General features: G+C 66.3%; 16 protein-coding genes and 1 pseudogene. 8 read left to right on the top strand and 9 right to left on the bottom strand.

Features of this window, described 5'->3' with window-relative positions:
- Both QM806_RS32475 and QM806_RS32470 read left to right on the top strand, forming a co-directional pair.
- On the top strand, window positions 1-836 hold an 836-nt coding region (locus QM806_RS32475), incomplete at its 5' end, for an alpha/beta hydrolase (RefSeq protein ID WP_283294061.1).
- A gap of 63 nt (window positions 837-899) precedes the next feature.
- Window positions 900-1,903: pseudogene (locus QM806_RS32470) on the top strand (zinc-dependent alcohol dehydrogenase family protein).
- 210 nt (window positions 1,904-2,113) lie between these two features.
- Here the strand turns inward: QM806_RS32470 and QM806_RS32465 are convergent.
- Complete coding sequence (locus QM806_RS32465; RefSeq protein WP_005567764.1) at window positions 2,114-3,154, bottom strand: NAD(P)-dependent alcohol dehydrogenase; 1,041 nt, start codon at window positions 3,152-3,154, stop codon at window positions 2,114-2,116.
- Between the two features lie 114 nt (window positions 3,155-3,268).
- Window positions 3,269-3,730 carry a MerR family transcriptional regulator gene (locus QM806_RS32460; RefSeq protein ID WP_005567765.1) on the bottom strand — a complete coding sequence of 154 codons (462 nt, stop codon included), beginning with the start codon at window positions 3,728-3,730 and terminating at the stop codon, window positions 3,269-3,271.
- 802 nt (window positions 3,731-4,532) lie between these two features.
- Between QM806_RS32460 and QM806_RS32455 the strand changes: the two genes are divergently transcribed.
- Window positions 4,533-4,835, top strand: coding sequence for a hypothetical protein (locus QM806_RS32455; protein WP_005265032.1), 303 nt, complete (start codon window positions 4,533-4,535; stop codon window positions 4,833-4,835).
- Between the two features lie 241 nt (window positions 4,836-5,076).
- Here QM806_RS32455 and QM806_RS32450 read toward each other — a convergent pair whose 3' ends face one another.
- The gene (locus tag QM806_RS32450; RefSeq protein ID WP_054246883.1) at window positions 5,077-6,057 is read right to left on the bottom strand and encodes a proline dehydrogenase family protein; all 981 of its coding nucleotides are present in this window, start codon (window positions 6,055-6,057) and stop codon (window positions 5,077-5,079) included.
- The gene (gene pruA / locus QM806_RS32445; RefSeq protein ID WP_120661089.1) at window positions 6,057-7,712 is read right to left on the bottom strand and encodes an L-glutamate gamma-semialdehyde dehydrogenase; all 1,656 of its coding nucleotides are present in this window, start codon (window positions 7,710-7,712) and stop codon (window positions 6,057-6,059) included. Before pruA ends, QM806_RS32450 begins: the two co-directional genes overlap by 1 nt.
- Window positions 7,713-7,885: 173 nt before the next feature.
- Here pruA and QM806_RS32440 point away from each other — a divergent pair, with 173 nt between their 5' ends.
- Together QM806_RS32440 and QM806_RS32435 are read left to right on the top strand one after the other, a co-directional pair.
- Window positions 7,886-9,595: a PucR family transcriptional regulator gene (locus QM806_RS32440; protein WP_283294059.1), complete on the top strand. Its 1,710-nt coding sequence runs from the start codon at window positions 7,886-7,888 to the stop codon at window positions 9,593-9,595.
- Between the two features lie 272 nt (window positions 9,596-9,867).
- Window positions 9,868-10,701 carry an NmrA/HSCARG family protein gene (locus QM806_RS32435; protein WP_169695365.1) on the top strand — a complete coding sequence of 278 codons (834 nt, stop codon included), beginning with the start codon at window positions 9,868-9,870 and terminating at the stop codon, window positions 10,699-10,701.
- A gap of 130 nt (window positions 10,702-10,831) precedes the next feature.
- Here QM806_RS32435 and QM806_RS32430 read toward each other — a convergent pair whose 3' ends face one another.
- Window positions 10,832-11,437, bottom strand: coding sequence for a hypothetical protein (locus tag QM806_RS32430; protein WP_120661090.1), 606 nt, complete (start codon window positions 11,435-11,437; stop codon window positions 10,832-10,834).
- 685 nt (window positions 11,438-12,122) lie between these two features.
- Here QM806_RS32430 and QM806_RS32425 point away from each other — a divergent pair.
- Window positions 12,123-12,578 carry a helix-turn-helix domain-containing protein gene (locus QM806_RS32425; protein ID WP_169695366.1) on the top strand — a complete coding sequence of 152 codons (456 nt, stop codon included), beginning with the start codon at window positions 12,123-12,125 and terminating at the stop codon, window positions 12,576-12,578.
- 9 nt (window positions 12,579-12,587) lie between these two features.
- Window positions 12,588-13,778, top strand: a complete 1,191-nt coding sequence (locus tag QM806_RS32420) for a PIN domain-containing protein (RefSeq protein ID WP_054246893.1) — start codon at window positions 12,588-12,590, stop codon at window positions 13,776-13,778.
- 717 nt (window positions 13,779-14,495) lie between these two features.
- Here QM806_RS32420 and QM806_RS32415 read toward each other — a convergent pair.
- Complete coding sequence (locus tag QM806_RS32415; protein ID WP_005573390.1) at window positions 14,496-15,029, bottom strand: hypothetical protein; 534 nt, start codon at window positions 15,027-15,029, stop codon at window positions 14,496-14,498.
- A 604-nt stretch (window positions 15,030-15,633) separates the two neighbouring features.
- Here QM806_RS32415 and QM806_RS32410 point away from each other — a divergent pair.
- Window positions 15,634-16,854: an NAD(P)/FAD-dependent oxidoreductase gene (locus tag QM806_RS32410; RefSeq protein ID WP_210460737.1), complete on the top strand. Its 1,221-nt coding sequence runs from the start codon at window positions 15,634-15,636 to the stop codon at window positions 16,852-16,854.
- A 199-nt stretch (window positions 16,855-17,053) separates the two neighbouring features.
- Here QM806_RS32410 and QM806_RS32405 read toward each other — a convergent pair whose 3' ends face one another.
- From QM806_RS32405 to QM806_RS32395, 3 genes are all read right to left on the bottom strand, one after another.
- Window positions 17,054-17,575, bottom strand: a complete 522-nt coding sequence (locus QM806_RS32405; protein ID WP_210460738.1) for a hypothetical protein — start codon at window positions 17,573-17,575, stop codon at window positions 17,054-17,056.
- Between the two features lie 310 nt (window positions 17,576-17,885).
- Window positions 17,886-18,572, bottom strand: a complete 687-nt coding sequence (locus tag QM806_RS32400; protein WP_164709542.1) for an alpha/beta fold hydrolase — start codon at window positions 18,570-18,572, stop codon at window positions 17,886-17,888.
- A 313-nt stretch (window positions 18,573-18,885) separates the two neighbouring features.
- Window positions 18,886-20,394 (bottom strand): protein adenylyltransferase SelO, encoded by a 1,509-nt coding sequence (locus tag QM806_RS32395; RefSeq protein WP_054246898.1) that lies wholly within the window; start codon window positions 20,392-20,394, stop codon window positions 18,886-18,888.
- Window positions 20,395-20,493: the final 99 nt, after the last annotated feature.

The following is a 20,493-nucleotide window of genomic DNA, read 5'->3' as shown; positions in this document are numbered from 1 at the left end:
GTCGGTACCTGCCCACTGTGCCACCACACCTTCCCTACCTAACAAAGTACTACTATGCCACGAAGATGGCCGAGCAGGGATTCGTCACCCTGTCCCTGGACCTGTCGTTTTGGGGCGAGAGTGAAGGTCAGCCCCGCAACGCCGTCTCACCGGACATCTACGCCGAGGACTTCAGCGCCGCAGTTGATTACCTGCGCACCCAGACCTACGTCGACAAGGAAGCGATCGGCGCGATCGGGATCTGCGGGAGCGGCAGCTTCGTCATCAGTGCAGCCAAGATCGACCCGCGTATCAAAGCCATCGCGACAGTCAGCATGTATGACATGGGCACCGCCAACCGGAACGGGCTCAGACACTCCGTCACCGTCGAGCAGCGGAAGGACATCCTCGCGCAGGCAGCGCAACAGCGCGACGTGGAGTTTGCGGGTGGCCAAACCGAATACACCAGCGGAACACCTGAAGAGCTCAACGACCAGTCACCCGCGATCGACCGCGAATTCTACGACTTCTACCGCACCTCCCGTGGGCACAGTCCGGCCACCACAACGCATCCCACGCTGACCGGCAACGTGAAGTTCATGAACTTCTACCCATTCGCGGACATCGAGACGATTTCTCCTCGTCCGATGCTCTTCATCGCGGGCGAGCAGGCTCATTCCCGGGAGTTCAGCGAAGAGGGCTACCAGCTTGCCGGTGAGCCCAAGGAACTGGTGATCGTTCCCGGCGCCGGTCACGTGGATCTCTATGACCGCGTCAATCTCATCCCCTTCGACAAGTTGACCACGTTCTTCCAGGACAACCTCGGTAACCCACACACCGATGAGGGAGAACGCTAGGCGCACCTGGGTGCTCACCCAACACCGGCACCATCAGCAGACCAACGTGGAAAGGATCCACTCATGCGTGGAGTTGTGATGCGCGCCCCGGCGACGTTCGTGTCGACGAGCGTGACGACCCGACCATCCTCGAACCGACCGACGCGATCATCCGCGTCACCGCCGCCTGCATCTGCGGTTCCGACCTGTGGCCCTACCGCTGCATCGAGAAGCCGGAGTGGCCGCAACCGATGGGCCACGAGTCCGTCGGCATCGTCGAGCAGATCGGCGACGAGGTTAGGAGCGTAAAAGTCGGCGACTTCGTCGTCGGGTCGACCTTCGCCTCCGACAACACCGGTCAGATCTGCCGATCCGGCTACCAGAGCCGCTGCGTGCACGCCGTCCCGAGGGGATCGATCGGCACCCAGGCGGAGTACGTGCGTGTCCCGCTGGCCGATGGCACCCTCGTGGCCACCCGGACACAGCCGACCCCGGAGCAGATCCCCCATCTGCTGGCCGCTTCCGACGTCCTCGGCACCGGGTGGTTCGCCGCCATCGCCGCCGAGGCCGGCCCGGGGAAGACCGTCACAGTCGTCGGAGACGGCGCGGTGGGACTGCTCGCCGTTCTCGCCGCCAAACACCTCGGCGCGCAACGCATTATCGCAAGGAGCAGACACCCCGACCGTCAAGCCCTGGCCCGAAAGTTCGGTGCCACCGACATCGTCACCGAGCGCGGCGACGACGGCGTCGCGAAGATCAAAGAGCTCACCGAGGGCCTCGGCGCCCACTCGGTCATCGAACCCGTCGGCACCCAGGAATCGATGATGCAAGCCATCCGATCGACCCGCCCCGGCTGTCACGTCGGCTACGTAGGCGTCCCCCACGAAGTCGAACTCCCCGACCTGGAGCTGTTCTTCTCCGGTGTGCACCTGCACGGTGGCCCCGGACCGGTACGCCGGTTCCTCCCCGAACTGATCGAGCTCATCATCAACGGTCAGATCGACCCGGGTGAGGTCTTCGACCTGACCTTGCCTCTCGAACAGGCCGCCGAAGGCTACCGCGCGACCAAAGTGCTGCTCACCCTCTGATCCACAAGCGCAGGTGCGGCTCCTTCACCCCGAAGGAGTCGCACATCGGACGGTCTACTCACTCCGTGGGCGTTCCGCGCACTGGTCCCGACGGCATGACCAGTTCAGATACAACCGTGGATGCACCTGTCGATAGCGCGCTTTGAGGATATCGCTGACGGTCCCTGTATTCAGACGCTCGCCGGTCTGCGGCGGGCGTTCACGGTGGGGTCAGTTCAGGCTGGCGGTGTCGATGACGAACCGGTATCGGACGTCCGAGGCGAGGACCCGCTCGTACGCCTGGTTGATCCGGTCGGCCGGGATCACCTCGACTTCGGATCCGATGCCGTGGTCGGCGCAGAAGTCGAGCATCTCCTGGGTCAGGGCGATGCCACCGATCATCGATCCGGCGAAGTTACGGCGGCCGCCGATCAGCGACATCACGTTCAGGCTGAGCGGCTCGGCTGGGGCGCCGACGTTGACGAGGGTGCCGTCGATCGCGAGGAGGCCGAGGTAGGCGTTGGGGTCGATGCTGGCGCTGACCGTGTTGATGATGAGGTCGAATCGGCCGGCGAGCTGCTCGAAGGTGTCGAGGTCGGAGGTGGCGTAGTAGGCGTCGGCGCCGAGGCGCAGGCCGTCCTCTTGCTTCTTCAGTGTTTGGGAGAGCACGGTGACCTCGGCGCCGAGGGCGTGGGCGATCTTGACAGCCATGTGCCCGAGGCCGCCGAGGCCGACGATGGCGACCTTCTTGCCGGGACCGGCAGCCCAGCGGCGCAGCGGGGCGTAGGTGGTGATGCCGGCGCACAGGAGGGGAGCTGCGGCGGCCGGGTCCAGGCTCTGCGGGACGGAAAGGACGTAGTCGGCGTCGACGACGACATGGGTGGAGTAGCCGCCCTGGGTGGTGGTGCCGTCGCGGTCGACGCCGGCGTAGGTGGGGACCATGCCGTTGGCGCAGTACTGCTCGTCGCCGCCCTGGCAGTTGGTGCAGTGACCGCAGGAGTTGACCAGGCAGCCGACGCCGACGCGGTCACCGACTTTGTGGCGTGTGACGTCGGTGCCGACCTCGGCGACGATGCCGACGATTTCGTGGCCGGGCACGACCGGGAAGGGTTGCGGGCCCCAGTCGCCGTTGACGGTGTGGATGTCCGAGTGGCAGATGCCGGCGTACTGGATCTCGATGAGGACGTCGTGGGAGCCGACGTCGCGGCGCTCGATGGTGGTGGGGGCCAGTGGCTGGCCGGCGGCGGGGGCGGCGTACGCGTTGACGCGCATGGCAGTACTTCCTTACTTCTGTGATGGTCACAGTGGTGGTGAGCAGGACAGGGCTGAGTGACCGGTGCCGCATCGGTCGAGTCGGTGAGCGCACCGGGGTGTGGTGGGTGAGGGTTATCGCTTCTTGGCGTTGTGGAGTTCGTCGGCCAGCGCGCTCGCCTCGGCCGCGAGGAGCGCGGCACGGTGCTCGTCGCCCGCGTCGATCGCGTGCCAGTAGTCGATTTTGAGGTCGACGTAGCGTTGACGAAGGGCGATCTGTTGGGCCTCGAGTGCAAGTTGCTGCCGGCGTTCCGTCAGCAACGCGATCTGTGCGGGGGCGGCCTCGGCCCCGAGTTGTCCGTTGGCGACGTACTCCTTCATGTCATTGACCGACATCCCGGTCGCTGCCAGGCACGCGATGGCCACTAGCTGGCCCAGGTCGTGCTCGTCGTAGACCCGGTGTTTACTGCTTTCCCCGCGGCTGATCGGCGCGATCACCCCGACCGACTCGTAGTAGCGCAGTGTGCTGGCCGGAAGTCCGGTCAGGGCGGCGGCGTCCTTGATCGTGTAGACGTGTCGGGTGGTTTGTGCACTCACACCATCGACGCTATGAACTTCAAGTACTTGAAGTCAAAGGTTAGCTGAGTCACACCGTTGCACCGCAGATCAGCGCACCCCCGACGAACACGCTCACTAGACCGCTCCACGTCACGCCCTCGCGACCTTCGTTCTTCGTGCGGTGGCGCACGCGACGGACAATCAGGTGCCGCATCGGGTGATCGCGAAACCTGGCCGTCACGCAACCGGAGGTCAGCCGGATGGTGCAGGAGGTGCGGTTGAGACGTCGGCCCGCGACCGCTCCCCGAGAAGTTTCTGCTCGAGCACGCACGGTCGGACGATGGCCGAGCTGACCGCCTGGACTACACCTTCGGGCATGTCCAGGACGACCCGCTCGGGGAGACCTGTGTGCGGGGACGTCGAAGGTGGGCCCATGCCTGAAGACGGCAGCGGGTACGCACGGAGGCCCGCAGTCATCGAGGAGCGTGGCGGCCACCCGTCCTCGCTACCGGGCATCGATCAACGGTGACTCGCACGAGGAGCTCGGACGAGATTGACTACTTGCAACCAAGGTTTGAGGCCCTCACCGATTGGTGGGGCCTCTTCCTGTGGCAACACCGCCGGAGAGGGGATTGCGGCGGGCTGAAGGCGGGCGGGTGCCGGGCGCGAATCGTGCTGAGGGCGTGGTCCGGTGTGCGCCCAGTGCGAACGTCGGGGTGGAGTAGGTCCCCTCCTCCTGGGGTGGGCGAACGGACCCCTGGGGTTGCTTCAGATCGGGCACGGGAGTGGGCAGAGTTGTACCTGTCACCGAAACACTTCCCCGACACTCTGGAGAAACTGAATGATCAACGCCCGACGAACCTTTGCCACCGCCGCTTTCGCCGCTCTTCCGATCCTGAGCGCCTTCGGGGCGGCGTCCGTCGCTCATGCCGAGCCGATCGGCCCGAACGGTCCCACCGGTGGGCAGTGTCCGATCGTGAACACGGACTCGAACGGAAACGAGACAGTGACGTACGGCAAGCCCGGTGATCGCAATGGTGCCCTGGTCTGCGGTGCGGACGGTGAATGGACCGTGGGCAAGGCCGGCGGATTCAAGGGTGGCCCCGGACAGATCCAGACTCAGCCCGGACTGTCACGCGGATAGGCCACAGGTCTTCCCTTCCCCTGCTCCCGGGAGAGCGAGTGTCCCGCATCGATGCCGGTGCGGGACACTGTCGTCGAGAGGGACGTCGTCGTGTGTTCATTCCTGATAGTGGATACCGACGGTGCCCCCCGCCTGCGCGGTCAGCCGACGATCGGGCGGTGTCCGTACCTGGTTGTGGGCGGGGGCGAGTGGGGATCCCGGCCTGACCGGGGGTCGAGCCGGGATCCTGTGTCCTTCACGGCTAGTTGCGTGATGCCAGCGAGCGGAGGAAGAAGGCGAGGTTGGCGGGGCGTTCGGCGAGGCGGCGCATGAAGTAGCCGTACCACTGTTCACCGTAGGGCAGGTAGGTACGTACGTGCTTCTGTTCGCCGACCAGCCGAAGTTGTTCGGAATCGCGGATGCCGTAGAGCATCTGCAGTTCGAACTCGTCTGCCGCCCGGCCCTTCGCTTCGGCGAATTGCATCGCCGCACTGATCATGGCCGGATCGTGGGAGGCGACCATCGGGTAGCCCTGACCGTTCATCAGGATCCGCAGGCACCGCAGGTATGCGTCGTCGACCGCGGTCTTTTCTTGATGGGCAACAGATGCGGGTTCCTTGTACGCGCCCTTGCACAGCCGGATTCGCGATCCGGGGCCGGACAGATCCTTGCAGTCCGCCTCGGTGCGCTTCAGGTACGCCTGCAGCACGGTGCCGAGGGTGGGGAAGTCCTCGCGCAGTTCGCGCACGATCGACAGGGTCGAGTCGGTGGTGGTGTGGTCCTCGGCGTCGACGGTCACCCACGCGCCGGCTTCTTCCGCAGCGGTGCAGATCTTGTGCGCGTTCTCGAGGGCAACCTTGTGCCCGTCTCGGGCCAGGGATTGGCCCAGGGCAGACAGTTTCAGCGATACCTCGATGGTGCGCACCGGCGACGGCGGGAAGGTCGCCGGAGTGCCCCCGCTGGTCGCGAGCGCTGACAGGTTCGACAGCAGAACCAGGTAGTGGGACACCGTGTTGTTCGCTTGCGTGAGATCGGTGGTGTCCTCACCGAGGTAGTCGATGGTGATGTATCGGCCGGAGTCGAGGATTCCGGTGGTCGCGGTGATCGCTTGGCTCTCGGTTTCACCGGCGACGAACCGGTCGACGAGATTGCGGGTCACCGGGACCTTGCTGATGGTCCGTTCCATGCGAGGGGAGCGGGCTGCGGCGAGCAGGGCGGGCCGCAGCAGGTCGGCGGCCGCCATCAGATGTTCTCGGAGGTGTCGGCGCCCTGGTGCGGGTAGCGGTGGTCGGTGGCCGGGACGAATGTTTCCTTGATGGTGCGGGCGGAGGCCCAGCGGAGCAGGTTCTGCGGGGAGCCGGCCTTGTCGTTGGTGCCCGACGCCCGGGCGCCACCGAAGGGCTGTTGTCCGACGACGGCGCCGGTGGGCTTGTCGTTGATGTAGAAGTTGCCGGCCGCGAATCGCAGGTCGTCGGTCGCCTGGGCGATCGCGGTGCGGTCGTCGGCGATGATCGACCCGGTCAGCGCGTACGCGGACCCCTTGTCGACCAGGTCGAGGACCTTCTCGAACGACCCGGCTGCGGAGTCGTCGTAGACGTGCACCGACAGGATCGGTCCGAAGTATTCGGTGCGGAAGGCCTCGTCGGTGGGGTCGTCGCCGAGCAGCACGGTGGGGTCGACGAAGTACCCGATGCTGTCGTCGACGTGGCCGCCGGCGGCGATGGTCAGGCTCGAGGTGGCCTTCGCGCGGGCGATGGCGTCGGCGTTGCGGTCGAAGGCCCGCCGGTCGATGACGGCGCCACCGAAGTTCGAGAAATCGGTGACATCCCCGTATTTCAGCGTCGACGCCTTCTCGATGAAGTCGTCGCCCATCTTCGCCCACACCGACTTCGGGACGAACGCGCGGGAGGCCGCGGAGCACTTCTGACCCTGGTAGTCGAACGCGCCGCGCAGCAGGGCGGTGGTCAGGGTGTCGGGGTTCGCGGAGCTGTGGGCGAGGACGAAGTCCTTGCCGCCGGTCTCGCCGACCAAGCGCGGGTAGCTGTTGTAGTTGGCGATGTTGTTGCCGACCTGACGCCACAGGTGCTGGAACGTGGCGGTGGACCCGGTGAAGTGGATCCCGGCCAGGCGGGGGTCGGCGAGAACGACGTCGGAGACCGCGGCGCCGGCGCCGTTGACGAGGTTGATCACACCCTGGGGCAGGCCCGCGGCCTCGAGCAGTTTCATCGTCCAATACGCGGCGACGGCCTGGGTCTGCGACGGCTTCCACACCACGGTGTTGCCCATCAGGGCGGGGGCGGTGGGCAGGTTGCCGGCGATGGCGGTGAAGTTGAACGGGGTGATCGCGTAGACGAAGCCCTCGAGAGAGCGGTATTCGAGCTTGTTCCACACGCCGGGGGAGGAGATCGGCTGGTCGGCGAGGATCTGCCGGGCGAACTGGACGTTGAAGCGCCAGAAGTCGATCAGCTCGCACGGACTGTCGATCTCCGCCTGGTACGCGGTCTTCGACTGGCCGAGCATCGTTGCGGCGGCGATTGTTTCACGCCACGGTCCGGACAGCAGGTCGGCCGCACGGAGGAACACCGCGGCGCGGTCCTCGAATGATAGTGCCCGCCAGCCCGGGCCGGCGGCGGTGGCGGCGGTGACGGCGTCCTGGATGTCCTGGGGGCCGGCGTTGGTGAAGGTGCCCAGCACGGCGGCATGCCGGTGCGGCTGGACGACGTCGATCGCGGGGCCGTTGTTTCGCCGGTGCGCACCGCCGATGACGTTGTGGATCTCGGTGGGGTTGGACCCCAGCTCTGCCAGCTTCGCCTGCAGTCGCACCCGCTCCGGGCTGCCCGGGGCGAAGGAGCCGACCGGCTCGTTGACTGGCTGCGGGGTGGTGGTGATGGCGTCCATGAAACCTCCTACAAGGGGTGTGGCGGCGACGGAGCCGCTGCAAAGCACTACCCGTAGTCAACACCAACACCCACGGAAAACTATCAGCCAGTCAGACGAATAATCAGGCTTGAGATTGTATGATCGGCCAATCGCATCCTTCGGATCAAACTATCGGGACAGGGAGACCAGCCGTGTCGTCTCGTAAACGTGCCGTCGCCAAAGCAGGCCGAGAAGCGGAATCGAGCGAAACTATTACCCTGCGTGAACTTCTCGCCGCACTTGATACGTCCGTGGTCGAGTTGATAGAGGCACCCGCGGGGGATTCGGTCGCCATCTCTTCCGTCGCCCTGGTCGACAGCTCCGATTTGTCGGTAGAGGTCGAGTCACCGTCGCCAGATCTCTACCTACACGTCGGCGTGAGGAAGGCCGAGGCCGTGCGGTGGTTCGAGGAGGTCGCGCTACGAGCCCCCGACCACAGGCCGCGCGCGGTGATGTCGAAGTCGGCGGCATCGTCGACCGCTCTTCAGTCCGCGGCGCGCAGCGCCGGCGTCGCACTGGTCGCCGTACACCCGAAGGCCCGGTGGGACCACGTTTTCCCCCTCATTCAGCGCATGCTCGACCGCTCCCGGCAGCAGTACAGGCTGGGTGACCCAGAGTTGCTGGCCGTGGACACGGACCTGTTCGGCCTCGCGCAGGCCATCGCGCAGAACGCCGGCGGGATGGTTTCGATCGAAGATGCGCAAGCGCGCGTGCTCGCGTACTCGGCGTCGGACGAAGCGGCCGACGAATTGCGGACGCTGTCGATCCTCGGCAGGATCGGCCCGCGCGACTATCTGAAGGCGATGCAGGAATGGGGTGTCTACGACCGGCTGCGTGAGAGCGATGAGGTCGTCGACGTCCCGGCACACGACGAGCTCGGCACGAAGCGACGATTAGTGGTGAGCATCCGTCAAACCGTTGAGCACGGCTCGGCCGCGCCCCGGCTGCTCGGATCGATCTGGGTGCAACAAGGGTATGCCCCGTTCACCGATAGCGCCGCCGACGTACTGCGGGGCGCCTCCGCGATCGCTGCGCGGATCATTTCCCGCAGTCTCAATGCTCCTTCGACGGAGGGCGTGCTGATTCAACGGCTGTTCGGTGCGCGCGGGGGAGGGGTGGATGCTCCATCGGTGGCCAGCGCCCTGAACCTGCCGGATTCAGGCTCGGCCGCCGTGGTCGGATTTGCCGTGACCGCAGGAGAGCCCGAACCGCCGTCGGAGATTGTCACCAGTGTAGGCAGCATGATCAGTCTGCATGCGAGCGCGCTCCGACGTGACTCGGTGTCCACGATCATCGGCAACCGCGCCTACGTCCTGTTTCCTCGTTACAAGTCGGCGAACATCATCGCGACGTGGACCCGCCAGTTGGTCGAGCAACTCGAGCAGAAGCGGTTGATACTCCTGCGTGCCGCCATCGCTATGCCCGTTTCGGGTCTCGGGCAGGTTGCGGGAGCCCGGACCGAGGTCGATCGGGTCCTTGACGGGACCGCCGCGACTTACCCCGAGGGACGGGTCACCACGCTCGCCGAATCCCGTACTGCGGTGTTGCTCGGCGAGATCCTCGACCTCGTCGGGGGAAACAGCGAGCTGCGTGATCCGCGGCTCGATGCCCTCGTCGAATACGACGACAAGCACGCTTCGAATCTGCGCGAGAGTGCCGAGGCGTACCTTGCCGAGCACGGGGACGTGCGCAACGCTGCCGCCGTCCTGCAGGTTCATCCAAATACGTTGCGCTACCGTATCCGGCGCGTCGAAGAGATCGTTGGCGTCAATCTGCAGGACGCATCCGATCGGCTGCTCATCGAAATCCAGCTTGCGCTCTTGCGACGTCCCGCCGGACAGAACCGCCCCACCCTCCGCTGATCGCAGTGTAGATCGTCGAAGTCCTCGACGGGTCGTGCAGCGAACATGGCGGAGTCCCGAACGGATTTCCGTAACGAGAGTTTTCGACATCTGTCGAGTTTCATCGTCTGGTTCCATGCGATCTCGTGATCGTGCCGTTTCGTCTCCCATCCGAGGGTCGCTCGCTGTCATCTGTCGGCCCACTGATGGCCGCGCAGAGGGACACACGTCTTGGTGAGCGGACGGAGCCTGCGAGTACGCTGGCGCGGTCGACAAGGAGAGGTGTTGTGCCCATGAGTGAGCCGTATGCAGTCGTCGGAGCGACGGGTGGTCAAGGAGGCGCCGTCGTCGACGCGCTGCTCGAACGAGGGCGGGAAGTCCGAGCGCTTGTCCGTCGAAGCTCTTCTCGCTCAGACGCGTTGCGCCTGCGAGGCGTCGACATTGCCGTGGCCGATATCACCGATCGGGCGGCGATCGCGTCTGCCGTAGATGGGTGCGCGGGCGTGTTTGCCATGACCACACCTTTCGAAGACGGCCCGGAAGCGGAGATCGCTCAGGGTGCCGCGCTTGTCGGCGCGTTCAGTGATTCCGGTGTTCCACACGTGGTGTTTTCTTCGGTGGCGGACGCAGACAAGAGCACTGGGATCCCACATTTCGACACGAAGGCTGCAACCGAGTCGTTGCTGCGAGAATCGTCCCTTCCGTACACGATCGTCGGGCCGACCTACTTTTATGACAACCTGCTCGGTGGACTCGATGACATCCGCCGAGGCCGGCTCGATCTGCCTCTGCCAGTCGATACCCCGCTGCAGCAGTTGTCGCGCCGGGACCTCGGTCGGTTCGTCGCGCTCGTGTTCGACGATCCGGATCGGTTCGTCCGGACAAGAATCGACCTGGCGTCGGATGATCCGACGCCACGTCGGATGGCCGAGGTGCTCAGTAACGTGCTGGGCACGCCGGTTCACGCCCATTCGTCCGACGCGGACGCCATCGCATCGCCGGACATGCGCGCTATGTTCCGCTTCCTTACCGACACCGGGTACGACGCGAAGATCGGCGAACTGGGTCGGCTCTACCCCGAGGTGGCGTGGCAGAGCTTCGCCGATTGGGCCGCCCAGTTGGCGTGACGTCTGCGGAAAGCAAGTGGTCGACGAGATCGGTGTCGAAGTGGTCGACCATCGGGTGCAGTTCGGGACGGTGCCGGCATCCGAACCCCGAAGACGAGTGGGTCGTCGCTGCTGGTGGCAATCGCGCTCATTAGTGACGTTTGCCGGTCGGTGTTGTTCGGGTGCCCGGCGGCGGGGTCTTGGCGCGAGCGAGTTCGGCTACGCGGTCGGCCAGTTCTCCGGACAGTGTCGTGTCGGGTTCGGTGCTCGCGGCGTCCTCGAGCTGGGTGATGACGGTGTCGGTCGTCGGCTCGGCGGTGCCGGTGGTCGGGGGGTGCTCGAGTTGATATTGCGTCTCGATGTCTTCGAGGTGCTCGGCGAGTAAGTCGGTGTCGAGTTGGTGGGCCGCCTTCTCGTTCAGTTCGGCGTTCTCGACGGTCGCGGACCGAGGGGCGGTCTCGGCGTCAGCTGCAGCGGTATCCGGTGCGCTGGGATCGTGATCGGTGTCGGATGCAGTACCGGAGACCAGGGTGACGCGGGGTGCGGTGTCGGCGGCATCGTGGGCTCGGTCCTGGTGACCGAGAACGGTGCCGACGGCACAATCGAGCAGGCTGAGGCTGCCCCGGTACAGCCGTCGGGCCGGTGCTGCGGGTGCCAGGTGTGCGATTACCTGTTCGTCGACCAGGCGCAGCGGGTAGCGCACGATGGTGTACTGCGCGCGCAGTATGGCCAGGGGGAGTGCGGTGATGATGTTCATGAGGCCTCTATGTTCGGGTGGAAGGGTCAGGAGACTGGGCTGCTGCCGCTGAGGAGTTCTATACCGGCGCTGCCGAACGCCCCTCCCACGGACTTGATCTGGGGTCGGGTCCGATCGGTCTAACTCGCGTGCGGACGGAGATGTCGATTCCGGGAGTCCCTCGACAGGGGCGGGACCACCGGCCGGGTCCCCGGTCCCCGGGACCGGCGGAGGCTTTCGGACATCACCCGTTGCCACCACAGGTCCAACGGACTCGGATCCGGCCACCGAATCGGATCGTCTTCCGATCCGAACTCAGGGTCGCTGCCGCTACAGGGGCCTTCTTCTTCGATGCGAGGCACGATCTGTACACCCTCTCGGTCAGACGCATCCGGTCGGTCGAATGCACCACGATCCTTCTGCTGGTTCGACGTCAGCCACCGTCACCGGCTACCCGCGTCGTCGCCTGCGGTCCGGTTACCCGAAACAGCGTCCGACTACCCACGCCAGGACGCCGATGGCGGCCCGGCGTCAGCCCTGCTGTGAAACAAACACGATGACGGAATCCGTCGATCTAGCTGCACGGGTCCACGGTGCGGCTGACTTTGCGCGGCGTGGTCGGGTGCCCGTTACCCACCGTCCCCGAACCATTCACCGGCATTGTGTGTTCGTTTTTTTCGTTTTATGGTGGGGTATGGGTGCTGGGATGAGCCACACGGTGTTGCCGGTCGCCGACGATCGGGATCTTCTCGCCGCGCTGAGGGCCGTTCTCGCTGGTCAAGAGCAGGTGTCGATCTCGACCCCGGAGGAGTCCGTGCCGCTGCCGGACAGTGTTCGGGGGTTGCTCGTCGACGCGGTCACCGCCCTGGATCAGGGGCAGGCTGTGACGGTGGAGCCACATCGCACCGTGTTGACGACGCAAGAGGCCGCGGAACTGTTGGGCATCACCCGGCCGACCTTGGTGCGGCTGCTGGAGGCGGGGAAGATCCCGTACACCTCGCCCGGCCGTCATCGGCGGGTGGAGTTGGCGGACGTGCTCGAATTCCGACAGCGCGAGCGTGCGCGCCGCGGCCAGGTGCTCGAGGAGATGGCGCACGAGGAAACCCCCGACCCCGGCGACGCCACTGACGGCTTCGTGTCTCGACCCGCCGATCCGGGGTGAGGTCGCCCCATGGCTGTCTTTCGGGTGGTTCTGGACGGATGCGTCATGCTTCCCCAGACCCTGAGCAATCTGCTGCTCACCCTCGCCGATGCCGAGGTGTTCCGGCCGGTGTGGACGCCGGATCTGCTCGACGAGGTCGAGCGCAACCTGTCCGGCGAGCGGTTCGGGAAGCCGCCGGAGCAGGCGGCGCGGCGAGTGCAGCAGATGCGCAGAGCATTTCCCTTCGCGGAGGAGGAGTCACGTGGCTACCGGGAACTGATCCCGGCGATGACCACCGAGCCGAAGGACCGGCACGTCCTGGCTGCGGCTGTACGCTCCGGTGCGGGTGTGATCGTGACCGCCACCCTGGCGGATTTCCCGCAGGCGGCCCTCGATCCGTTCGACGTCGAAGCGATCCATCCCGACGAATTCCTCTGCGATCAACTCGATCTGGACCCGGACGCGGTGTTCGAGTGCCTGCACGTACTGGTGAACCGCACTATGTTCCCGCCGCGCACGGTCGGGGAGTTGTTGGCGTCGCTGGAGCGGCTGACGCCGCGGTTCGTCGACGCCGTCCGGGCATTGCTCGTCGCCCGGGGCGAGGTTCCCGACGCTGGTACGGTGCGGGCGGCGTCCTCCCTTCCGGAGTTGACCGACGAACAGATCAGCGCCGTGCCGGCCGAGATGCGGGAGGCCTACCTCGAGCTTCGTGCAATGGATCCGGCGGAATTGTTGCGGTTCCTCGGGCATACGCGGCTGGTGAGTGCGGCGTGGGCGTTCTTGATGTCGGTATGCGTCGACGGGGATCTGCTGTCGGTGTGGCCGAACGTGGATCCGGACTTCCGGGCGGTCCTCGCCTGGCGGTGGGTGCAGGACAACCATTATCAGATGACGATTGACGGTTGGGAGGGAGAGGCGGTCGCTTCGGCCCTCGCGGTGCCGGCGCCGGAGCATCCGCTGTGGGTGCATTTCGAGCGTGTGCACGTGCGGTCGTTCCGGGCGATGTTGCCGGATCCGGCGAGGTGGGGGATCGGTACCGGCACAAGGATCGTCGGCCCCGGTGTGGAGGTGCTCTATGTGCACGAGATGTCGACCCTCGAGAGCGGTGTGTGGGAGCCGAACATTCCCCGGCCGGTGTTTCCGATCCTGATGCATCTCGTCGGCGATCGGTGGCTGGTGCGGAACCTGGGGTCTGAGGAGGACCCTGCCGCCAGGGCCTGATTCCTTCGCACACGAACCTCGCCCGTACCTCCGACGCAGTTGATCTCAGCTTCATCACTGGTGCATCGGCCTGCGGGGTAGCCCCGCCCATGGGTGGGTCCGCGCGTGGCAGGCCGTCAATCGGGACCCTCACGCCTGTGGGCAGTGCGGTTTTCGCGACCAACGCTTACCTCGAAGGCCGTTATCGCAGGTCAACGCCCCGTATGACGACACCCGGCCGCGTCGGGTCGCTGCTTCTGTACTTGTGGCTGAGTGCCGCCGGTAGCGCTGAGGGCCGCGGCACCGATACACAGGATGGTCGGGGAGCCATATCCCGAAAGGTGCAGTCATGATCGGTGTTGGTTCGACCTGCCGGCAGGTATCGGGGATGCGACGTTCTGACGTGGTGGAACTCGTTCGCGACCTGGTGGAATCAGTTCTAGAGCGGATGTGGTGATGATGGGATTGCTGCCGGACCTGTTCTTCGCGAATCCTCTCGAGGAAGGCGTGTGGCCTCTGATTCTCGAGTGGAACAACTTCGTCCGTTGGTGGAACCCGCTCTGAAGCTTGACTGAACCCACTGTCGCCTATGCGGCGCCGAGTGTGACGTGACGGACGGAACGGTGCGCCGGATCGGTGAATGTGTGGTCGTGGCAGAGGTGGGATTTCCCGGGTGCGACCCGCCCGGCACCCAAACCCGGGTTCGGGGGGCCAGGCGTCTTGTTGTGCCGATGGCGGTTAGCTGCCGAAGAGGGTGCCCAGATCGTCAAGATCGGGGGTATTGGCGGCGGCGGGTGGTGCGGGGGCGACGCTGGGCACGATGACGACGGTGGAGGCTTGTCGCACGGTGTAGGCGGTCATCGGGAACTGGACCAGGTATTGCTCGATGCCGGGGTAGTCGGAGACCCACATGGCGGGGTCGGTGCCCTCACGCCCGCAGGAGGCGAGGGCGACGTAGGAACCGTCGGGGACATCGGTGACCGACTGGGTTGTGGTGCCGGGCGGTATGTCGTCCTGCTGATAAAGGGACTGCCCGTTACGCATGAGGTCGTCAATTGGTGGGAGCACGCCGCCGGGCGCGGGGGCGAGGGAGGTGGTGCAGCCGATGGTGTCGCCGGTGTTGTTGGTGATCGTGTTGGTCACGGTCGATCCGGTGACGCCGAAGGCGTAGGTGACGTCGGTGGGCGCGGTCGCTGATGCGGGCGCGGTGGCTGCGATGGCGAGTGGGATGGCCGCTGCGGCGAGAAGTGTGGTTCGGGCGATCATGCGCATGTGGTGGTCCTGTTCGTCGGGTGTGGGTGGTGCTGGGTGAAATCGTGCAGGAGAAACCGACTGATTGGCATTGTTTTGGTGACACTGGGTCGAACTTCTGCCTCGAGGGCTCCGCGTGCTTCATGAGGGCACGCCCTGAGTGGAAGGGCTGTGATCTCGGGCGGTGGCGCCGGCTGGTGTATGACGGTGCGCCGGAGTCCGGTTCGGGTCTGTCCGGACCGCCCCCCGCAGTGTCATGCCGACGCGTCGACTGTGAACTGGGCGTGCGCTTGCCGTCTCGGCGTGCACCGGCCGGAGCCGGACCACGGACGAGGCGCGACCTCGTGGGAGCTCGGCGTCCGGCGGCCCCGAGGTTTCTGTCCCTTGACGGCACGGCCGATTGCAGGCCGCTATCTGTCGGACAGGGGACGTGGGCGCGCTGTCCAACTACGCACGCCGACGCTCTCCTTCGCCGCCGCAGAGCCTTGTCGTTGACTGATCGGTAGCAGGTCACATCTGGTTTTCGGGGAGCGCCGACGCCCGATGTGGGGGGCGTGGGTCCTGTGCTGTCACAACGGTGGAGCGGGCGGTGTCTTATGTGCGACCCCAATCTCGAGGAGACATCATGAATGCGAACTCTGTGCGCCCCGGAAAGATCGATGTGGTCGTGGTTGGCGGCGGGTACGCCGGCGTGATGGCGGCGAATCGCCTCACCAAGCGCGACGATGTGGCGGTGACGGTGATCAATCCACGTCCGTGTTTCGTCGAGCGGGTCCGTCTGCACCAGTTGGTGGGCGGGTCCGACGACGCGGTGGTCGACTACTCCGACGTGCTGGCCGGAGGCATCCGGTTGTTGGTGGACAGCGTGACGAGGATCGATGCTGCCGAGCGCGGCGTGAAGCTGGAGACCGGCGAGACCGTCGGATACGACTACCTGATCTACGCCGTCGGCAGTGGCAGCGCCGACCCGGCCGGCGTACCCGGAGCGGCCGAGTTCGCCCATCCGACCGCCAGCCTGGAGGAGGCGCAGCGGCTTCGGTCGGTCCTCGAGGACGCCCCCATGACGGCGCCGGTGACGGTCGTCGGTGGCGGTCCGCTCGGCATCGAGACGGCCGCCGAGCTCGCGGAGCTCGGGCGCACTGTGACTCTGGTCTGCGGCGACCGGCTCGGCCCGTACCTGCACCCGCGGGGCCGACGCTCGGTGGCCAGGGGGTTGTCCAATCTTGGTGTGGCCGTGTTCGACGGCCCCGGTGCGACGGTGGCCGCGGTGACACGTGACGCCGTGGAGCTCAGCGGCGGCCGTGTGCTCCCGAGCACGGTGACGATCTGGACCGCCGGCTTCGGCGTTCCGGACTTGGCCGGCCGCAGCGGGCTGAGCACCGACGCCGTAGGCCGTCTCCTCACCGACGAGACGCTGACCAGCGTGGACGACGAACGCATCGTCGCGACCGGTGATGCCGCGGCCCCGTCGAACCTGCCGTTGCGAATGAGTTGCCAAGCGGCGCTTCCTCTTGGTTCGCATGCCGCTGACACGGTGCTCAGCCGGATAACGGGGGAACGGCCCGCAGACTTCGGCAAGGGGATCGCCGCCATGTGCGTCAGCCTGGGGCGTAAGGACGGCGTCTTCCAGCTCGCACACAGGGATGACACCGCGATGCGGCTTCACCTGCGGGGCCGCCTCGGTGCGAAGCTCAAGGAAGCCGCGGCAGCGAGTCCCGTCAAGCAGCTGGCGGAGGAGGCGCGAAAGCCCGGGTCGCACACGTGGCCGGTCAACGACGCCTCCCGGTGGCAGCGGGTCCAGGCTGAGCACGGTCGATCGCTGTCCAAGCCGAGCAGACTGGCATGAGCGGGGAGGTGGATGTTGCTGGGCTCGCCAACCGACGCCGAGGACGTCCTTCAGGAGACCTGGCAGCGGTGGGTGAAGTTCGACCTGGGCTGGTACGGACGAGCACGCGGCCCCGCCGCTGTAAGGGACCCGTGAACGACGTCGGTTCGAGCGGCGCAGCCTTCCGCAGGCGCCGCCGTTCCGGCTCCGGCCGCCGCCGCTACCGCTCCGCGTCAGCAGGAGCTGTGGGCGTGGTGGTGGGGGTCGTCGGTGTGGGTCTCTTCGTCCGCGTCGGTAGCTCTGGTGGTGGCGGCAGTATCCAGGTAGTGGTCGGCTCCGACGAACGTGTCACCGGGAGGACCTCGAACGTCGTCTGCACCACCATCGACGGGGTCGGCAGGCACCGCAGCCCGGCCACCTGGAAACCGCGACTGCCGCGGTTCGGCACCGCCGAGCGGAAGTCGGCGACGCTGCCGACCTGACGGGTCTCACCCAGGACACGATCGCCGAACTCCACCGCCCACGGTCCGCCGCAGGTCGGAAGATTCGCCGCGTGGTACTGGATGCGGTCGCCCGGCTGCCCGCGAGGCGGAGTGAGGGTGAGTACCGGCCCGGCGGGGTCGAGCCTGCGCGTCGCTTCCGTATCGGGTTCGCTCGACGCACCGCCGCCGGTGTGGACTGCGAGCAGGAGAACAACCGACCCGACGAATATCGTCGTCGTCAACCAGGGTGTCTGCCGCAACGGTCTCACCTCGCACCCTCAATTATGCGGCTTCGCCGCCGCGCGCACCGCGTTGACGCGCGTGCGGTGGGGCGACCGCGCACTGAGCACTTCCTCGAGGGCAGGAACATCCGATTTCCTGGACACTCTCGGCTCGCTGCGGCGGCTATCCGCAGACCCGCACCTTTCGTCCGGGTACCGGCGCACCTCGCCGGTGAAATCAGGCGGAATCTGGGGCGATGACGTCATCCGGCCGTCCCACTGGGGGATCCCCGAGCGGCGAGGAACTGGCCTCCGCTGGGCCCATCTGCTGGGGTCGGGAAGATGCCATCTATGTAGGGCGTCCGAATCCGGGAATCACGGCGAGCCACTGGCAGACTGCCTGCGTGTAGAGGTCGGGCGCCTCGACGGGAAGCAGGTGGCCAACGTCATCGATGGGCCGGGGTGTCCAGCCCGGCCGTCGGGCGTGCTGCGTGAGCGACGTGGGGTCGACAACGTGATCGTCCCTTCCCCACAGCACAAAGACGGGCACCCGCACGGAATCGAGTGCCTCGTTCGTCGGTCTCTGCGTGATGAACATGGCCTTGACGATCGACGCGAACGCGGCAGCCGTGCCCGCGAGCCGTTCCGGGTGCTCGCGGGCCGCCTCGAGGGCATCGAGCCACAGGTCGACCTGCGCTCGTGAGACACGGCCCGGGTCTCCACCGATGAGGTCGGTCCGGCTACCCGAGATGGAGCCCGCGTCGTTGATCGCGGTTCGCTTGGCGTCCAGTATTCGCCGGCCCGCCAGTCGCAGCACCGCGCGTGTCATTGGCGGGCCAGCCGCGACGACGAGGCGTCCCAGTGTCTGCCACTCGAGCGCCTCGGCTGGTGACGTCCGGCGCCTCGGCAGCGCCGGGGCCACCAAGACGACTCCCCGAGTCTTCTCGGGCATCCCCGAGCCCGCGTTTCGCGTATACCGGCACCGCACCGACAGTCCGGGCTCGCCCTCGTTGCCGTGGACCCTGGCTTGGCTCATCGCGACGCCATGGATGGCGGAGTTGAGGGTGCGGTCGCCTTCCCTCGTCGCGTCCACGCCCTGCCCACCGCAGCGCCGTGGTCGTACATAACCCTCCGGAGCCGGCGCTGACCGCCATCCGATGGCGCGCAAGGGTGGTTGGTTGGCCCGGGCTGAGTCCACGCCTCCGGGCGGATCTCGCCTACGCAGACTGCCCGCTGCGTTCCTGTGCATTTAGGTGTCATTCGCTGGGGTAGCTGGACAGCCTTCTTCAGCTCAGTGACAGCCGCCCCGAATTCACTCGACGCGAACGTAGCCTATGGCCACTTGGAAGTTAAGTGCCGCAGAAGGTTTGGAAGGTCTGGTTGAACGACTGTGGAGCGGGCGTGGTGTAGTCGGACCACTCGTCGCGGCGGTCGAACGGATGCGTGACGACCTCGAGTAGGTTCTCGAACGGAGCGAGGTCCCCGTCGGTCGCGGCGCGCAGAGCCGCATCGAGCTGATGATTGCGGGGGATGTACAGCGGGTTGACGCGGTCCATTGCGTTCGCGGTCTCCGCCGCCCCGCGCCCATGGTTGGTCAGGGCGCCGCGCCAGCGTTCCAGCCATGGCCCGATGTGCTCGCGCGGTACGAGGCCGTCGAGCGGCGTCGAGTTTCCGCGTAGTTCGTCCGCGAGAGCACGGAAGGTGCCCGTCCAGTCGGCACCGTGTTCCTCCAATAACGTCAGCAGGTCGTCGATCAGCGCTCGCTCGACGAGCGTGCCGGCCAAACCGAGCTTTGCCGCCATACCGGTCGCGTAGTGGCCGTCGTAACGCTCGTCGAAGGTGTCGAGGACCGCCGAGACCGCGGTGATCGCGTCATCCGGCGTGGAATCGATCAGGGTCAGTAGCGTTTCCGCGAGACGCGCCAGATTCCACTTCAGGACAGCGGGCTGGTTGCCGAACGCATAGCGGCCGCCGTGGTCGATCGAACTGAACACTGCGGCCGGGTCGAACGCGTCGAGAAAGGCGCACGGACCGTAGTCGATGGTCTGACCCGAAATGGTCGTGTTGTCGGTGTTCATCACCCCGTGCACGAAACCGGTGAGCATCCATTTCGCCATCAGGTAGGCCTGCGCCTCCACCACCGCCTCGAAGAACGTCAGGTAGCGATTATTTTCACGCTCCGCCGGTAGTTCGGTCAGCTGCGGGTAGTGGCGGGCGATCGCGTAGTCGGCGAGCGGCTGCAAGACATCACCCTGCCGCACCGCGTATTCAAAGGTGCCCACCCGCAGGTGACTGGCCGCGACCCGTGCGAGCACGGCACCGGGCTCGGCGCCGTATCGGCGAACGTGCTGGCCCGTCGCGACCACCGAGAGCGCGCGCGTCGTGGGGATGCCCAGGGCGTACATGGCCTCACTGACCAGATATTCGCGCAGCATCGGGCCGACCACCGCGAACCCGTCGCCGCCCCGGGAGAATGGCGTGGGCCCCGAGCCCTTGAGGTGCAGATCGACCCGCTGCCCATCACTGTTCACCAGTTCGCCGAGCAGTAACGCCCGACCATCCCCGAGGAGCGGTGCGTATCCGCCGAACTGATGGCCCGAATATGCCATCGCCACCGGCTTGGTCCCGGCGGGCGCCGTCGATCCGGACAGCACGCCGACTCCGTCCTCGCTTCGCAGTGCCCGGACTTCCAACCGCAGCGACGCCGCGAGCTGCTCGTTGAGCACCAGCAACGTGGGGTCCGGCGCATGCGCACCCTGCCAGGGGACCGTCAAGGCGCCCAGCTCGTCGGCAAAGGTGCTCTCGAGGCCGGCCACCGCTGTGTTCGTGCCCACCGTGGAGTTCGGGAATGCATTCATCACCCGAGGGTAACCACCGCACGGCCTGTCTCGCCGCTCACGACCAACAGAACGTCCGAAAACCAAGATGGTCGACCATCTGCCGCCGCCGCCCGTCGA

Source organism: Rhodococcus sp. IEGM 1351 (genome assembly GCF_030056875.1).
GTDB lineage: Bacteria > Actinomycetota > Actinomycetes > Mycobacteriales > Mycobacteriaceae > Rhodococcus_F > Rhodococcus_F opacus.
This window is presented reverse-complemented; position numbering and strand designations above follow the sequence as displayed.

What these genes read in the sequence shown, in the direction of transcription:
- QM806_RS32465 (WP_005567764.1), bottom strand. Translation starts at nt 3,154, where the DNA reads ATGCGCGTCAACGCGTACGCCGCCCCCGCCGCCGGCCAGCCACTGGCC.
- QM806_RS32455 (WP_005265032.1), top strand. Translation starts at nt 4,533, where the DNA reads ATGATCAACGCCCGACGAACCTTTGCCACCGCCGCTTTCGCCGCTCTT.
- QM806_RS32450 (WP_054246883.1), bottom strand. Translation starts at nt 6,057, where the DNA reads ATGGCGGCCGCCGACCTGCTGCGGCCCGCCCTGCTCGCCGCAGCCCGC.
- pruA (WP_120661089.1), bottom strand. Translation starts at nt 7,712, where the DNA reads ATGGACGCCATCACCACCACCCCGCAGCCAGTCAACGAGCCGGTCGGC.
- QM806_RS32435 (WP_169695365.1), top strand. Translation starts at nt 9,868, where the DNA reads ATGAGTGAGCCGTATGCAGTCGTCGGAGCGACGGGTGGTCAAGGAGGC.
- QM806_RS32430 (WP_120661090.1), bottom strand. Translation starts at nt 11,437, where the DNA reads ATGAACATCATCACCGCACTCCCCCTGGCCATACTGCGCGCGCAGTAC.
- QM806_RS32425 (WP_169695366.1), top strand. Translation starts at nt 12,123, where the DNA reads ATGAGCCACACGGTGTTGCCGGTCGCCGACGATCGGGATCTTCTCGCC.
- QM806_RS32420 (WP_054246893.1), top strand. Translation starts at nt 12,588, where the DNA reads ATGGCTGTCTTTCGGGTGGTTCTGGACGGATGCGTCATGCTTCCCCAG.
- QM806_RS32415 (WP_005573390.1), bottom strand. Translation starts at nt 15,029, where the DNA reads ATGCGCATGATCGCCCGAACCACACTTCTCGCCGCAGCGGCCATCCCA.
- QM806_RS32410 (WP_210460737.1), top strand. Translation starts at nt 15,634, where the DNA reads ATGAATGCGAACTCTGTGCGCCCCGGAAAGATCGATGTGGTCGTGGTT.
- QM806_RS32400 (WP_164709542.1), bottom strand. Translation starts at nt 18,572, where the DNA reads ATGAGCCAAGCCAGGGTCCACGGCAACGAGGGCGAGCCCGGACTGTCG.
- QM806_RS32395 (WP_054246898.1), bottom strand. Translation starts at nt 20,394, where the DNA reads ATGAATGCATTCCCGAACTCCACGGTGGGCACGAACACAGCGGTGGCC.